Source organism: Myroides sp., assembly GCF_032073645.1.
Classification (GTDB): Bacteria; Bacteroidota; Bacteroidia; order Flavobacteriales; family Flavobacteriaceae; genus Flavobacterium; species Flavobacterium odoratimimum.
On sequence record NZ_DAMANB010000009.1, the window covers coordinates 26,368 to 41,847 of the forward strand.

Here is a 15,480-nt window from a genome sequence, read left to right on the forward strand (position 1 = left end):
GAATATACCCATTAATTTTAGCAGTATTGATTTGTACATCTAAGACATAATTCTGTAAATCAATAATCTACTCAACAATAGATTCCCTTCTACAATCTTTCTAACAATTAAACTTATTCTTAAAGAACTGTTTAAACAACTTCGCTTCTTCTTTTTGAGAAATAGGTAATTCATAGCCTCCAGTGAAATTCACTATTTTTGTATTAACCTCTGGTACTTCAAATTCTATAGTACTCTTATCATTAAAAGAAAAAGAGAACACAACACCTAACATGATCAATTTAGCTTTTTTTAAATTCATATTCGTAACAAAGATAGGATCTCCATAGGTAGTTAATTCAGAGTCTATAGGTACGATGATAATCTCTCCTGTTCCCTTGTTAAAAGCGATCATATAGCTATAATAGGTAGTACGACTCGCTACTATATAATTAGAATGCTTACTAGTCTTACCATACACTATTGTATACTCTTCTACATCGTCTCGATTAAGTGCTTGTCTTAAAAAAGACTTCATCTTTAATTTCGTTTCTATATTATCTTCTTCATATCCAATAAAAAACTTTTTAATCATGTCCATGATTCCACTCATAGGTTTTCTTTTCTTTTAAATTCATATCTATCTTATGTAAATCCCTTATAGAACAACCTTAATTCTAGTAACAAACCGAATTACCAAACTCTAAAAAAACCAACATAAAACTTATTTTTTAACAAAAAAAACAATCATTTTCTAAAATAAAAACGAAAACAAAAAAATAAAACACTTCTCCTTCTTAACACAAACTCTTTATAGACATACTATTACTCTTTCACTACCTACCTTACTATCTTCTTTTTAATGACTTCTAAGTACAACTAATATATATCCATAGTATCTCCGTTATTTAAGTCAAAAAAACGGACTCACTACGGACTCATAACGGACTCACTACGGACTTACCCCAAAACAAAATGCACTCACTCCAAAAGCAAAATAGTCTCTAATACTTCTGCAATAGAAGTACTAGAGGCTATGTATATATTTTAAAAATCCTTCTTATTAATCGTAACGAATCGCTTTTATAGGGCTAATCTTAGTAATCATATACGATGGGATAAGTAATACTAAAAATGCAATGACTACTACTCCTAAATTTAATAAAAGCACATCGCTAAATCGAATCAAGACAGGGGCTTCTCTCACATAATATGCTGTAGAGTCTAACTTAATCAAACCAAAATACTGTTGTATATACAATAATCCTAATCCTATAAGATTACCATAAAGTAATCCTTTTACTATTAGGTAAGTCGCATTGTATAAAAACACTTTTCTAATCGTCCAGTTATCAGCACCCATGGCTTTTAATATTCCGATCATCTGTGTACGTTCTAGTATTAATACTAATAAAGCTACTATCATATTAATAGACGCTACCGCAATCATAATAATAATGATAATCTTTATATTAAAGTCAAACATATCTATCCAACCAAATACATTGCTATACTTGTCTACAATAGTCTTACTGTCTACAGTAGAAGGTAAATTCACATAGAACTCTTGCCCTTTTTGTTCAATCTGATCAAAGCTATTTAAAACTACCTCAAATCCTCCTACCTCATTTGCCTTCCATCTATTCAGGCGCTGTACATGCTTTATATCACCTATTACAATATTTGCATCGAACTGCTGTAATGCCGAATTATATATCCCTACGATCTCAAACTGGCGAACATTTGGAATCTTATTTCCCCATTCTTTCATAAAGTAAGTCGTGATTTTATCCCCTACTTTAAAGTGCATTCTATCTGCTATATATTGAGACAGTAGTACTTCATTACTCATTCCATCAGCCGACTTCGGCAATCTCCCTTCTACTAGATAATCCTTGATCTCGTTTAAATCATAAAGAGAGTCTACTCCTTTATAAATAATTCCCTCAAAAGAATCCTCTGTTCTTATAATACCAGCCTTAGAGGCATAAGACTGTATTTTCTTTACTCCTTCTATATTCTTAATATCATCAGACTGTGCTACACTTACATCTATCGGCTTAAGTGTAATATCTGTAACATTACTATCATAATTAGTTATTACGATATGACCGCTAAAAGCTGAAATTTTATCTCTAATTTTGTATTTCAATCCTAAACCTGTTGCAACAGAGATAAGCATCATAATCATGCCTAATGCAATAGCTGTAATTGCAATTTTAATAATTGGTGCGGATACACTACTTTTATAGTTCTTAGTAGTAACAAGTCGTTTAGTTATAAAATATTCTAATTTCAAAATAAATATGATATCGAATTCAAGTTTCAAAAATACATTATTATTCTTAGTCTGTCTATTAGCACTAAGTGTTAATTTTAATACTTATGCAAAAAACAGCTCTAATACACATGATAATAACAATACTATCTCAGTAGGAGCCGAACGATTATCTGCTTACTTTGAATTAGTAAAAGGCAAAAATGTAGGAGTACTGACTAACCAAACAGGAGTGATTAAGAATGCTGATGGTTCTTATACCTCTACAGTGGACTTCTTGTTAGAAAACAAAGTGAATGTAAAGAAAATCTACGCTCCTGAGCACGGCTTTAGAGGTACAGCTGATGCTGGTGAACTTGTAAAAGATGGCAAGGATATGAAGACAGGCTTACCTATCATTTCTCTATATGGAAATAATAAAAAGCCTTCTGCTGATCAATTAAAAAACATTGACATTATGTTATTTGATTTACAGGATGTAGGAGCGAGATTCTATACTTATATTTCTTCTCTACACTATCTAATGGAAGCGTGTGCAGAACAGAATATCCCAGTTATCGTATTAGACAGACCTAATCCTAATATCGCGATTATAGATGGTCCTACACTAGATATGAAGAATAAAAGCTTCGTAGGGATGCACCCTATTCCTGCGATGCATGGAATGACAATAGGAGAATATGCTAAAATGATCAATGGAGAGAAATGGTTAGCGAATGGAGTACAGTGTGACCTGACTGTAATCTCTGTAGATAACTATACTAGACAGATGAGCTACTCACTACCCGTAGCACCTTCACCTAATCTACCTAATGATCAGGCTATAAATCTATATGCTAGTTTATGCTTCTTCGAGGGGACTAATGTTAGCTCTGGTAGAGGGACAGACTTACAGTTTCAGGTATATGGTTCGCCTTTCTTAACAAAAATGCCTTACCAATTCACTCCTAAGCCTAACGCTGGTGCTAAAGACCCTATGAACAATGGTAAGCTGTGCTATGGAGAGAATTTGTCTAAAGAGCATAAGGTGTCTAAAATAGAACTAAAATGGTTGTTAAAAGCATACAATAGCTCTACGAATAAAGATAAATTCTTTACTAACTTCTTTATAAAACTAGCGGGTACTGCTGACTTAAAAGCGCAAATCACAGCTGGTAAAACAGAGAAAGAAATTCGTCAATCATGGCAAAGTGGGCTAGACAGATTTAAGATTACACGTCAGCCTTATTTACTATATCACAACTAACTTATAAACTTCAACAAAAACATTGAAGAACAAAATATTTATATCGCGTAAAACCTTTATGGCTATCGGAATCGTTATTCTAATGATTACGATAGGTGCTATATATATGTTGAGTTCTTCTATTAATCAGAGTAATGAGGACACTTATAAGTATATCACTTCTAAAAACTTTTATCAGAAGTTACGTTCGTTAGAACTAGAGTTTAATAAAATAGATCGCCATCTAAACTCTCTAGACTATATCACTAAAAACACTCCAGTAGGTCAACTTTCTCTAAAGTATGAGACGCTTAATCAGATGTATAACCTAGATGGTGTAGTCTCTCTAAACTGGTACTTCAGAGTAAATCAGAACAATGAGATTATAGAGGCTCATATAGGAAGGGATAGAGAGATAGATAAGGATAATATATTCAATAAAATAATCTTAGCGAACCCTGATCATTCTCATAAGAACACTTTTGTAGAACAAAATGGTTTTCAGTATTGGCTGATGTATCACAGTACGCCTATCGCCAATAACGAACGACTCATCTACGGTATCGTAGTAGATATGGCACTATACCATAAATACCTAACGAATATAGATGTGACGACACCGAACTACGCTTATATATTCACTAAAGACGGGTTGTGTATTTACCATCCAGAAGATAGTCTGATGGGTAAAAATGTATTTGAGCTTAGTAACTTCTCTGCTCAAGATACCGTCCGAAAAACAGATCCTGCTGATCCTCCTATCGTTAACTCTGAGTACTTAAACTTAGAAGTATTCCGATTTATCAGTCCTTTTAAATCCGAAAACTTCTCTGGTTATATTACAGTCAACTTTCCAAAGTTTAACGTAGATGATAATATCAAACCGATCAGACGCAATACGATTCTTATCTTTCTGACAACTGTAACTATTCTATTCTCTCTGTTTTATATCTTCAGTATGGCGAATAAGAAAGCCTATCTAGAGAAAGAGTTATTAGCTGTAGAAAATGAAAAGATTAGCAAAGAGAAAGCTTTAATTCAATTGCAACAATTAAAGAATCAGATCAATCCTCATTTCTTATTTAATTCGCTGAACTCTCTCTATATGCTCATAGAGCTAGAGCCTAAAACAGCACAGAAGTTTACATTAAATTTAAGTAAAACTTACCGTTACTTAATAACACCTCCTGCAGAAAACATTGTAGACATAGAGAATGAAGTAGAGTTTATAGAAAAGTATATTACGCTACAGAAAACTAGATTTACGAAAGAATTACACTTTGATTTACTCGATCAAAGAACAGAGAAATTACATCAAAAAATCCCGTTTTTAGGATTACAAATCTGTGTAGAAAATGCGCTTAAACACAATATAGCTACTACAGAACATCCTTTATTTATAGAGATATTAATCCATGATGATGAAGTAATTATCACGAATAATTATCAACCTAAAAAGACTACTTCAGAGAGTGAGCTTTTTGGTCTAAAATACTTAGATTCAATCTATAACTATTATAATGTTCTAGGATACGAGACAAAATGTGAAGAAGGTAAATTTATTTGCATTTTGCCTTTGATCAAATGTTAAAGTTATCCACTCACTCCCCTATTCCATCCATTCACTCCCAAAAATTTTAAGCATAGAGGTAAGTCAGTTAGTTTTATAGTGACTTAATAATAACTTAACATAACAATGGATAAAAACACGGTTAAACTAAGTATCAGTGCTTTAATATTTTCTTACTGCCTGGCACAGGTACCACCAGCCTATGCTGCTAAGAAAAAGAATACCCCAAAAACTGAAAAAACAGTAGCCACAGAAAAAGACTCAACAGATAGTAAAAAAAATAACTATGCTGACCTAATCAAAAAGGGAGTCTATACTAAAGGGATGTTTAATACGATTCAGGTAAAAACAGATATCTATTTTGAAATCCCAGACAGCTTACTAAACCGTCAATTTTTAATTGTTAATAAATTATCTCAGGTTCCTTTAGAAGTGAATGATGCTGGTGCAAATACTGGTATGAACTATGAGAATAAACTGATTACGTTTCACAAAGATACCATTGCAAAAAAAGTATGGGTTAAAACAATCACCCCAAGAGTTTCTTCTCCAGCTGATGATGCAATTACTAAATCAGTAAAAACAAACTTTATAGAATCAGTACTAGAAGTATTCGACATTGAAGCTCAAAGTCCAGACTCTACAGCTACTGTAATTAAAGTAAATAAAGTTTTTGACGGAAATCAAAAGAGTTTTAATGATGTATTAAATGGACTAGGTCTTCCTACGTCTATTAAGACAAACTTATCTTATATAGAGGGAGTAAAGACATTCCCTGAGAATATCGTAGTTAAATCTCTATTAACAACAAGTGTTAATGAAGGTTCTGGAGACTTACCTGTTTCTTTAGGAGTAACGAGTAATATCGTATTACTATCAGAGAAACCTATGCAACCACGTATAGCTGATAAAAGAGTAGGTTACTTCACAGAGAAACATTGGTTCTTCAGTGATGCGCAACACAAAATGAAAGAACAAGAGTTCATCACGAAGTGGCGCATGGAACCAAAAGAAGAAGATGTAGAAAAATATTTAAGAGGTGAACTAGTAGAGCCTAAAAAACCAATCGTATACTATATAGACCCTGCTACTCCACCCCAATGGAGAGCTAAAATTATAGCAGGGGTACACGATTGGCAAGTAGCATTCGAAAAAGCTGGTTTTAAGAATGCAATTATTGCTAAAGAACCTACTGAAGAAGATAAAGATTTTGATATCGATGATGTACGCTATTCTGTAATAACGTATGCTGCATCTCCTAAATCTAATGCTATGGGACCATCTGTAATAGATCCTCGTAGTGGAGAGATTATCGAATCAGATATCATCTGGTGGCATAATGTAATGACTTCTGTACATAGCTGGATGCGTATACAGACAGGTCCTATTGATCCTAAGGCTAGAGCAAATAAGTTCACTGATGAGCATATGGGAGAAGCTATTCGCTTCGTATCATCTCATGAGGTAGGACACACTTTTGGTCTAAAACACAATATGGGTTCTTCTTATGCATTCCCAGTGGATTCTCTACGTTCAAAAGAATTCACTGATAAAATGGGAGGTACTGCTCCATCTATTATGGATTATGCTCGTTATAATTATGTAGCACAACCAGAGGATGGTGTAACTGCTATCACTCCGCAGATCGGTCTATATGACAAATATGCTATCGAGTGGGGTTACCGTTGGTATCCAAATCAAGAAGAAGAAAAAACTGCACTTCGCAAAATGATAGAAGATCATCAGGATGATCCTATGTATTTCTATGGAGAGCAACAAAGTTCACTAAACATCGTAGATCCTCGTTCTCAATCAGAAGATCTAGGAGATGATGCTATGAAAGCTAGTGAATACGGATTAAAGAATTTAAAAATAGTAGTAGATAATATTATTCCTTGGACATACGAAGAAGGAGAGGATTACTATGAAGCTGGTAAGTTATACATGGGAGCTATAGGACAATGGCAAATGTATAATCAACATGTGTTAAACAATATCGGAGGGGTTTATTTAAACCATGCAGTATACGGAAACAACAAAAAAGCATACGAGCCTGTCCCTTACGAGAAACAAAAAAGAGCAGTAGAGTATTTGGCTAAAAATGCTTTACATATTCCAACATGGTTGTTCTTTAATGAAGTAGTAGAAAACACATATAGCTTAAAAGACTCTCCTGTAGGTCCATTCGAATACTCACCATATTCGTTAGCTAGAGAACTACAATATTCTACACTGTACTACACCCTAATGGATGAGCGTTTATTACGTCTATTAGAAAATGAAGTACAACAAGTAGAATTAGGTAAAGAGAAAAACTTTACGATAAATGATTTGTTTTCAATGCTTAATAGTGAGATTTTTGCACCCACAAAAAAAGGAAAGAGTTTATCTATCCTAGAGCGTATGACTCAAAAGAACTATGTGGATGCTCTAATCATAGATGTAAACAAGCTATTCGAAAAGACTAGTAAAAAAGGTTTACTAACTGCGCACTCTCTTCAGTTCCCTACTCTATGTAATCATGTAGAAGAGGATAACAAGTTGAGAAACATTAATTACACTGTAATGAAGCGAGTATCAGAAGTTACTTCTTACAAGAAAAGTGAATTAATGAACATCAAAAACATTCTGAATAAAAAGAAAAAAAACGGAGATAAAGCTACTCGTGCACACTATGCTGATCTAATCAATAGAATAAACGAAGCTTTAAATCTATAGAAATAAACTAACCCCAATTTTATTAAAGGAAACATGAAAAAACTTTTTCTCCTTTTCTCACTCCTTACTATTTCTCTTGCCTTCGCGCAAGAGAAAAGAGTGATCACTGGTCTTGTCCAAGATAGCGTGGACAAGCTAGGATTACCTGGTGCCTCAGTAATTGTAGAGACACAGACAGTGTCTAATGCTACATCACAAGCAGGTATCGTAGAAAGTACTAGTATTGGTACTATGACTGATTTTGATGGTAACTTTACCTTAGAAGTACCACAGGATACTAAAAGCATTCGTATCAGTTTTATCGGATATGAATCTAAATTAATCACTTTAAATACTAAAGGTCATTATGTAGTGACTTTAGGTGCTGACCCTGATATTTTAAATGAAGTGGTTATCACAGGATACCAAACAATCGAAAAAAGAAAGCTTACATCATCAGTAGCTCAGGTGAGTATGGCTGAAATCAACCAAACTGGTGTAGCTAGTGTGGATCAGATGTTAGCTGGACAAGTAGCGGGTATGGCAGTAGTGAACCAAACTGGTGCTCCTGGTGCTCCTGCTAAGATTAGAATACGTGGTACGGCTTCTTTATCTGGAGCTCAAGATCCATTATGGGTACTAGATGGTATGCCACTAGAAGGTAACGATGTACCGAACTTTAATGATAAAGATAATATCGATCAACTTCAAAATTTCTCTATTGCAGGATTAAATCCAGACGATATACAAGACATTACGATTCTAAAAGATGCTTCTGCTACAGCTATCTACGGAGCTAGGGCAGCTAATGGAGTAATCTTAATCACAACTAAGAAAGGGAAAAAAGGTGATATGAAAGTAAACTTTACAGCTAATACTTTTGTAAACCAGAGACCTGACTTTAAGAAATTAAACTTAATGAACTCGGATCAGAAAGTTGATTTTGAGTTAATGTTAGCTGGTAGATCTGATATATTTAATGATCGATCTAATCAAGGTGAAGTAATGCGTATCTTAAATGGAAGTAATGAATTAGATATGTATAGAAACGGTGGCTTTGATGCATTATCATCTGCTACTCAAGCTTCTATTAACAACCTTAGAAAAACAAATACAGACTGGGGTAAAGAAATCTTCCGACCTACATTCAATAAACAATATGGTTTAAGCCTTTCTGGTGGTAATGATGTAAATGATTACTACTTCTCATTAGGATACTTTAATGAAGAAGGAACAACTATCGGTACAGGATTTGAACGTTTTAACATTACCTTAAAAGATAACTATCAAGTAACTGATAAACTTAAAGTAGGAATATCTTTATTTGGAACACATTCTAAAAAAAATAATTTCGTAACAGATGCTGATGCTGCTATTAACCCTATTAACTACTCAAGAAATGCAAATCCATACTTAGCTCCTTACAATGCAGATGGTAGTTATATGTACGATAAAGATATCTCAGGATATGAAGATAGATACGTACCTTTTAACTTTGCAGAAGAAAGAACGAATACAAGTTATGAGTTAGTTAATAAATCTTTTAAAGCTGTATTTGATTTAGAATACCAAATCTTGAATGATTTAAAATTAACCTCTCAATTAGGTTTACAACTTGACAAAAGTGATACAGAAAAGTATTTAGGAAAAGAGACATACTCTACACGTAAGTTTAAAGAAGCTACTAGATATTATGATAGAGCTACTAAAACATATAAGTATTTCTTACCTGATGGAGGTATTATAGAAAACTTTAATGATGATATGTTCCAATACAACTGGAAAACACAGGCTACTTATAACGCAATCTTCAACGATATGCATGAAGTAGATGTAATGGCAGGTATGGAGATTAGAAAATCTGATCAAACAATCATTAAGTCAAAAGGTTTTGGTTATGATGCTAATACCTTAACTACTAAACCTATTATCTTCCCAGAGGGAAGTACAGAATCAAAAGAAAAAAAATATGAGACTTATAAAAAGACTGTAAACGAAAATGCTTATGCATCATTCTTTGCAACTGCTTCATATACATACAACAGAAAATATACTGTCTTTGGAAGTGTAAGAGCCGATGGTTCTAACTTATTCGGTGTTGACCCTAAATACAGATACGTACCACTATGGGCTGTCTCTGGATCTTGGGATGTAACAAGAGAAAGTTTTATGGAAAACTTAGATTTCGTAAGTAATCTACGTTTACGTGCTTCTTATGGATTACAAGGAAATATAGACAAAACAACTTCTCCATTCTTGATTGGAGAATACAATACATCAACAATATTACCAGGATATCCAGGGCAAACAATACAGGTAACTGCTGCACCTAATGGTACTTTGCGTTGGGAGAAAACAACAAATACTAACCTAGGTTTTGATTTAGGTTTGTTCAACAATAGAATTTCTATTGGATTTGATGCCTACAACAGAAAAAGTACAGACCTAATAGGTCTTAAAGCATTACCTCTTGAGACAGGGTTTGAATTTACAAATATGAACTGGGCCCAAGTAACGAATAAAGGGTATGAGATTGCTATTACAACTAGAAATATCTCTACACCTGATTTCTCTTGGACTACAACGTTCAACTTCGCTCGCAATAAAAGTAAGGTAGATAAAATTCAAATATTCGATAACGAGACTTTACCATCAAGAGAAGGATTACCTGTAAATTCAGTATTCCATATTAAAACAGCTGGTTTTGATGAAAAAGGGAACTTATTATTCTGGAAAGAAGGTGAAAAAGTAACAGGAAAAGAATTCTTTAAATTATATGATCCTATGGCTGATTTCATGCCTGGTTATATGGTTGATACCAATCTGACACCTGAAGAGTACCGTAACTTATATTCTTATGCAGGTGATAAAGATCCTAAATTCACTGGAGGTCTTATTAATACAGTAAGAGTTAAGAACTTTGATTTAACAGTATCTGCTGCTTTTAACATAAAGCAAACGGTACAAAAAACACCTTCTTACAATGCAGCTAAAGTTGACCCAGGAAGAAATTATACAACTGATTTATTAGATATATGGTCTCCTAATAACCCTAACGGATCATTGCCTGGTTTACTTGCTAATGATAATCAAGGAAATTATAATACAGATAATGACAATTGGATGTTAGCAAAATGGTTTGATGGTGGAGATAGTGGAAACTCTTATAAATACTTAGATATCTGGACTAAAGAAATTAGTTATGTTCGTATTAGCAGTATTCGTTTAGGATACTCACTACCAAAAGACCTATTAAGAAAATTAAATGTTGATAATATCAGATTTACAGTTGAAGGTCGTAATTTATTTGTATTTGGAACAAATTATGATGGTTATTTCGATCCAGAAACGTATGGTAATATCTATACACAACCAATCCAAAAGTCATTCACTCTAGGATTAAATGTAACTTTCTAACATTGTATCATAATGAAAAAAACAATATTAATAATAAGTAGTTTATTCTTAAGTCTATCCTTTGTTAGTTGTGATGACTTCTTAGATATACAGCCAAGTGGAAAAATTATTCCTGAAACAGTTGAAGATTATCACAAGTTAATGTTCACTGCTTATGTAAACTACCCAAATCATAAATCTTTAAGTAATTTCCGTACAGATGAAGTAAAGATTACAATAGATGAAGAATCTTCAAAAATTTTGTCTGTAAAAGATGTTTACACTTATCAAGATGTAAATCCATCTAAACAAACTCTTAGTTTTGGATATACTCAATTTTACAAAACCATTTTCTATACAAATGATTTGATTAATAATGGAGTAAATACCATGCAAGTAGGAGATCAAAAAGAACAATTATTAGGAGAAGCTTATGGGTTAAGAGCTTTAGCATACTTTGACTTGACTAATCTATATGCTAAACCTTATGACAAAGCAACTGCTGCAACAGAACCTGGTATTGTCTTACAATTAACACACGAAATAGAAAATAAAAAGAAGAAATCAACAATAGCTGAAGTTTATACTCAAATACATTCTGATATAAACAATGCAAAAAAACACCTAAAAGTAACTTCTTTTGAAATAGGAGAAAATCATCGCTTCACATTAGCTGCAATATACGCTTTAGAAGCAAAAGTAAATCTTTATGAAAAAGAATACGAAGCAGCTCTTGTAAGTGTAGATAAAGCTTTACAATACAAAAGTGAATTACAAAATCTAAATAAAGATATTAATACATCTGTAGCAAGCTTTAAATCTGTCGAATCAATCTTAGCTTTAGAAGAAGGTTTAACTGAAGGTATACAAGAAATTGCTTTAGTCTCTGATGAATTATATAATATTTATGATAGAGAAAGTGATTTGCGTTTTAATACTTCATTTCAACTAGTAAAAGGAGAATACATTAGTAAGAAAACAGGAAATGGAGAGATGAAAGCATCATTCCGTACTTCTGAGTTATACATGATTAAAGCGGAAGCATTAGGTCACTTAAACAGATTAGCAGAAGCTAAAAGTACAATAGAAAAATTGATAGTTAGCAGATATAAGCCAGAAGCTGCTGCAAAGGTAATACAGCAACTTTCTGGTTTAGATCAAAAAGGTTTTATCTCTTTTATACTTGACGAAAGAAATAAAGAGTTCGCTTTAGAAGGTCACAGATGGTTTGACTTAAGACGTTTAAACCAAAAGAAAATAGTACACAAATTTGGTAATGACACGTTTATTCTAACAGAAAATGATTTGAGATATACGTTGCCATTCCCAAAAGAAGCAAGAGAAAACAACCCAAATCTATAGTCTTCGCCAGACTCATAACCAAAAAAGCCACTCGATATCGAGTGGCTTTTTTAATACCTATCCGTCTTTCTTATAGCCTAGAGCTCTACTTGCTAAGTATAAATTATATTTTATACTTTTGTACAAATTTATCACCACATGAAAATTGCTATAGTAGAAGACGAAAGCTTAGCTTCAAATTACTTACATTCTTTGCTTTTAAGACAAGAACACCTTTCTATAGATGATATAGTTATTCTATCATCTGTAAAGGAAGCTACTGCCTTCTTTTTAGCAAATAAAGTTGATTTGATTTTCATGGATATCCATTTAGGTGATGGAAAGAGTTTGGAAATATTCGAACATATAGAGATAAAAACACCTATTATCTTTATTACTGCTTATGATTCTTATGCTATACAAGTGTTTAAGCAATTCACGATTGACTACATACTAAAACCGTTTACTAGTGAAGAATTAGATGATGCTCTGATTAAGTTTAAAGAGATTAGTAAACAATTCGAGATTGCTCCAACGTTAGATAGTTTAGCTAAAATAGAAAATGGGAATGATTCTTCAATCAAAGAACGTTTTCTAGTAAATAATGGACATAAATTAAAATCTATAGAAAAAGATCAAATAGCGTACTTTGTTGCTTCTGGTAAACATTTATTCCTGTATACTTTTGACAACAATTCATACATCTATGATGATACGATAAAAGATATCATTAGCAAACTAGATAGTAAAACCTTCTTCAAAGTAAATAGAAAGTATATCATTAATATAAAATCAGTAGCTGATATTATTAAACATAATAGTCAAAAAATAGAACTTAAGATTACTCCAAACCCTGAAGACGAGTCTCCTATTTTAGTAAGTAAAAACCAAATACTAGATCTTAAAACTTGGTTGAGTTAATTATTCCTATACTCATTATTATAAAGGCTAAATTTTCTAATACTTTTAAGATAATTCAGTACTTATAATTGTTATATTTGAGATAACACAATAACATAAACTAAAAAAATATGGATTTAGGTGAGCGCTTAATCAACTTTGTTGATACGATATTAGATATGTTTAACGCTATAAAAGGTTATTTAGAAAATGCTGTAGCTTTTTTTGAAAAACTAAAAAACAAAATCTTAGAACTTCTAGAGTATTTTACTGAACAGGTAGAAGACATCACAGAAGAAAACTTGAAAGCATTAGAAGAAGAGCACTTCTTCATCTAATACTTATTTTAATATAATTCGTCTCTTCATCTCCTCTACTACTTCATAAGCAGCAGGACATATCGCTACATTTTTAAGTGTAAGATTAGATATCTGATTAAACTTCTTTCTATCTGTGTGAGGATATTCACGACATGCTTTAGGTCGAACTTCATATATCATACAGTAATTTTCATTATCTAAAAATGTACAAGGGAGACTCTGTAAGACATAATCACGATCCTCATCGATATATAGGTATTTATCTATAAATTGCTGAGGTTTCATTTTTAAATGCTTAGCGATACGTTCTATATCCGCATTCGTAAAAAGAGGTCCAGTTGTTTTACAACAATTAGCACAACTCAAACAATCTGTTTTCTTAAACACATTGTCATGTATTTCTTGCATTTGATAATCTAGATCTTTAGGTGCTTTCTTTTTTAGTTTATCAAAATACTTTTTATTTTCATTATGCTTATCTTTGGCCAACTTGGGAAGTTGTGAAAGTGTTTTATCCATTTGTATTCTTTTGGATACAAAATTACAACAACTCTACTTTAATTTTAAAAGAAAGATTAAATAATGAAAGACCTTTTAGGAAAAGCTATTTTAGATTTTCAGACAAATAATCATCCACAAAATGTAATCACCGAAACAGATATCTCTGAAGCAGAAGAAATGGATATTGCTTATCTATTTAGAAGTTATAAAGAGATGCCAAAGATCGAACAGAAGGCTCTTAATCTAGCTAAAGGAAGAATACTTGACGTAGGATGTGGGGCTGGTACTCACTCTTTTTATCTACAAGAAAAAGGAGCTGATGTAAAAGCTATAGATATTTCTCCTAACTCTATAGAAGCTTGTAAACTAAGAGGAATCAAAAATACATCAGTTCAAAATTTACTAGATTTAACAAACGAAAAATTCGATACCATTCTACTATTAATGAACGGTACAGGTATCTTCGGAAGATTAATAAATACAACTAAGTATCTACAGCATTTAAAATCTTTATTAAACCCTGGTGGGCAAATACTAATTGATAGTTCTGATTTAATCTATATGTTTGATGAAGACGAAGATGGAGGTAAATGGATACCAATGGAAAATAAAGATTATTATGGAGAATTAACCTTTACTGTTGAATACAAAGGAGAAATTGATGATCCCCTTGAATGGCTTTATCTTGATTATAACACACTCCAAAACGCTGCTCATAGCAATGGGCTAGAATGCGAACTTATTACAGAAGGTGATAACTATGATTATCTAGCAAGACTAAGTATTCAATAAATCGAACAATAAAAAAAGCTCTATGTTTTCACACAGAGCTTTTTTTATTATTCTTGCATATACTTCATCATAATACCTTGTAGTCCTACTGCCCACTCCTCACCAACTTTTTGACCTTTTTCAAAAAGCACTTCACTCTTATCACTAAGTTTTTTACCTACTGGAGACTCATAAAACTGTATAAGTTGCTTAACATCCTCATGACTAAATTCTGTCATATACATCTCTGCCATCTTATCTACTAAAACAACCATGCTTGCTTTTAATTCTTTTTCAAAATCTGCACGTTTAGTTTCCTCTACATTTAATGACAATTCTTTAGTTAACAATTCAAACGTCTTTAATTGTCCGCTCAAATCCATATACTTTTTAGTATCAGCTTTAAATGCATCTTGTGCAAAAGAAAACTGAGCTACTAATACCATTGCAAAAGCAAGTATTATTTTTCTCATAGTTTTTATTTTTAAACCTTCTTGTAAAT

The 15,480-nt window shown here is 32.5% G+C and carries 12 protein-coding genes; 8 read left to right on the forward strand and 4 right to left on the reverse strand.

What is annotated here, in order from left to right; all coding sequences use genetic code 11:
- Positions 1-100 precede the first annotated feature (100 nt).
- A complete protein-coding gene (locus RT228_RS08430; protein ID WP_006257193.1) occupies positions 101-592 on the reverse strand; it encodes a hypothetical protein in 492 nt (163 codons plus the stop codon).
- Between the two features lie 450 nt (positions 593-1,042).
- On the reverse strand, positions 1,043-2,278 hold the full coding sequence (locus tag RT228_RS08435; RefSeq protein WP_006257194.1) for an ABC transporter permease: 1,236 nt from the start codon (positions 2,276-2,278) through the stop codon (positions 1,043-1,045).
- Positions 2,279-2,285: 7 nt separating this feature from the next.
- Between RT228_RS08435 and RT228_RS08440 the strand changes: the two genes are divergently transcribed.
- From RT228_RS08440 to RT228_RS08470, 7 genes are all read left to right on the forward strand, one after another.
- Positions 2,286-3,503, forward strand: a complete 1,218-nt coding sequence (locus RT228_RS08440; protein ID WP_006257195.1) for an exo-beta-N-acetylmuramidase NamZ domain-containing protein — start codon at positions 2,286-2,288, stop codon at positions 3,501-3,503.
- Positions 3,504-3,525: 22 nt separating this feature from the next.
- Positions 3,526-5,073, forward strand: a complete 1,548-nt coding sequence (locus RT228_RS08445) for a histidine kinase (RefSeq protein WP_230486137.1) — start codon at positions 3,526-3,528, stop codon at positions 5,071-5,073.
- Between the two features lie 105 nt (positions 5,074-5,178).
- Positions 5,179-7,770: a zinc-dependent metalloprotease gene (locus tag RT228_RS08450; RefSeq protein ID WP_006257197.1), complete on the forward strand. Its 2,592-nt coding sequence runs from the start codon at positions 5,179-5,181 to the stop codon at positions 7,768-7,770.
- 33 nt (positions 7,771-7,803) lie between these two features.
- Positions 7,804-11,166 (forward strand): SusC/RagA family TonB-linked outer membrane protein, encoded by a 3,363-nt coding sequence (locus RT228_RS08455; protein ID WP_006257198.1) that lies wholly within the window; start codon positions 7,804-7,806, stop codon positions 11,164-11,166.
- Between the two features lie 12 nt (positions 11,167-11,178).
- On the forward strand, positions 11,179-12,507 hold the full coding sequence (locus RT228_RS08460) for a RagB/SusD family nutrient uptake outer membrane protein (RefSeq protein ID WP_006257199.1): 1,329 nt from the start codon (positions 11,179-11,181) through the stop codon (positions 12,505-12,507).
- Positions 12,508-12,645: 138 nt separating this feature from the next.
- Positions 12,646-13,407, forward strand: coding sequence for a LytR/AlgR family response regulator transcription factor (locus tag RT228_RS08465; RefSeq protein WP_006257201.1), 762 nt, complete (start codon positions 12,646-12,648; stop codon positions 13,405-13,407).
- A 110-nt stretch (positions 13,408-13,517) separates the two neighbouring features.
- Positions 13,518-13,724 carry a hypothetical protein gene (locus RT228_RS08470; protein WP_006257202.1) on the forward strand — a complete coding sequence of 69 codons (207 nt, stop codon included), beginning with the start codon at positions 13,518-13,520 and terminating at the stop codon, positions 13,722-13,724.
- 3 nt (positions 13,725-13,727) lie between these two features.
- Here the strand turns inward: RT228_RS08470 and RT228_RS08475 are convergent, their stop codons facing one another.
- A complete protein-coding gene (locus RT228_RS08475) occupies positions 13,728-14,225 on the reverse strand; it encodes a YkgJ family cysteine cluster protein (protein ID WP_006257203.1) in 498 nt (165 codons plus the stop codon).
- A 63-nt stretch (positions 14,226-14,288) separates the two neighbouring features.
- On the opposite strand from RT228_RS08475, the gene RT228_RS08480 reads away from it, so the two are divergent.
- Entirely contained in the window at positions 14,289-14,999 is a 711-nt protein-coding gene (locus RT228_RS08480; protein ID WP_006257204.1) for a class I SAM-dependent methyltransferase, read from the forward strand.
- A 47-nt stretch (positions 15,000-15,046) separates the two neighbouring features.
- On the opposite strand, the gene RT228_RS08485 is transcribed toward RT228_RS08480, so the two are convergent.
- Positions 15,047-15,451 carry a DUF2059 domain-containing protein gene (locus RT228_RS08485; protein WP_006257205.1) on the reverse strand — a complete coding sequence of 135 codons (405 nt, stop codon included), beginning with the start codon at positions 15,449-15,451 and terminating at the stop codon, positions 15,047-15,049.
- Between the last annotated feature and the right edge of the window lie 29 nt (positions 15,452-15,480).

Bases quoted from the DNA above. Each gene is read 5' to 3' on its own strand.
- RT228_RS08455 (WP_006257198.1), top strand. From the start codon at position 7,804: ATGAAAAAACTTTTTCTCCTTTTCTCACTCCTTACTATTTCTCTTGCC.
- RT228_RS08440 (WP_006257195.1), top strand. From the start codon at position 2,286: ATGATATCGAATTCAAGTTTCAAAAATACATTATTATTCTTAGTCTGT.
- RT228_RS08475 (WP_006257203.1), bottom strand. From the start codon at position 14,225: ATGGATAAAACACTTTCACAACTTCCCAAGTTGGCCAAAGATAAGCAT.
- RT228_RS08465 (WP_006257201.1), top strand. From the start codon at position 12,646: ATGAAAATTGCTATAGTAGAAGACGAAAGCTTAGCTTCAAATTACTTA.
- RT228_RS08460 (WP_006257199.1), top strand. From the start codon at position 11,179: ATGAAAAAAACAATATTAATAATAAGTAGTTTATTCTTAAGTCTATCC.
- RT228_RS08480 (WP_006257204.1), top strand. From the start codon at position 14,289: ATGAAAGACCTTTTAGGAAAAGCTATTTTAGATTTTCAGACAAATAAT.
- RT228_RS08485 (WP_006257205.1), bottom strand. From the start codon at position 15,451: ATGAGAAAAATAATACTTGCTTTTGCAATGGTATTAGTAGCTCAGTTT.
- RT228_RS08450 (WP_006257197.1), top strand. From the start codon at position 5,179: ATGGATAAAAACACGGTTAAACTAAGTATCAGTGCTTTAATATTTTCT.
- RT228_RS08430 (WP_006257193.1), bottom strand. From the start codon at position 592: ATGAGTGGAATCATGGACATGATTAAAAAGTTTTTTATTGGATATGAA.
- RT228_RS08470 (WP_006257202.1), top strand. From the start codon at position 13,518: ATGGATTTAGGTGAGCGCTTAATCAACTTTGTTGATACGATATTAGAT.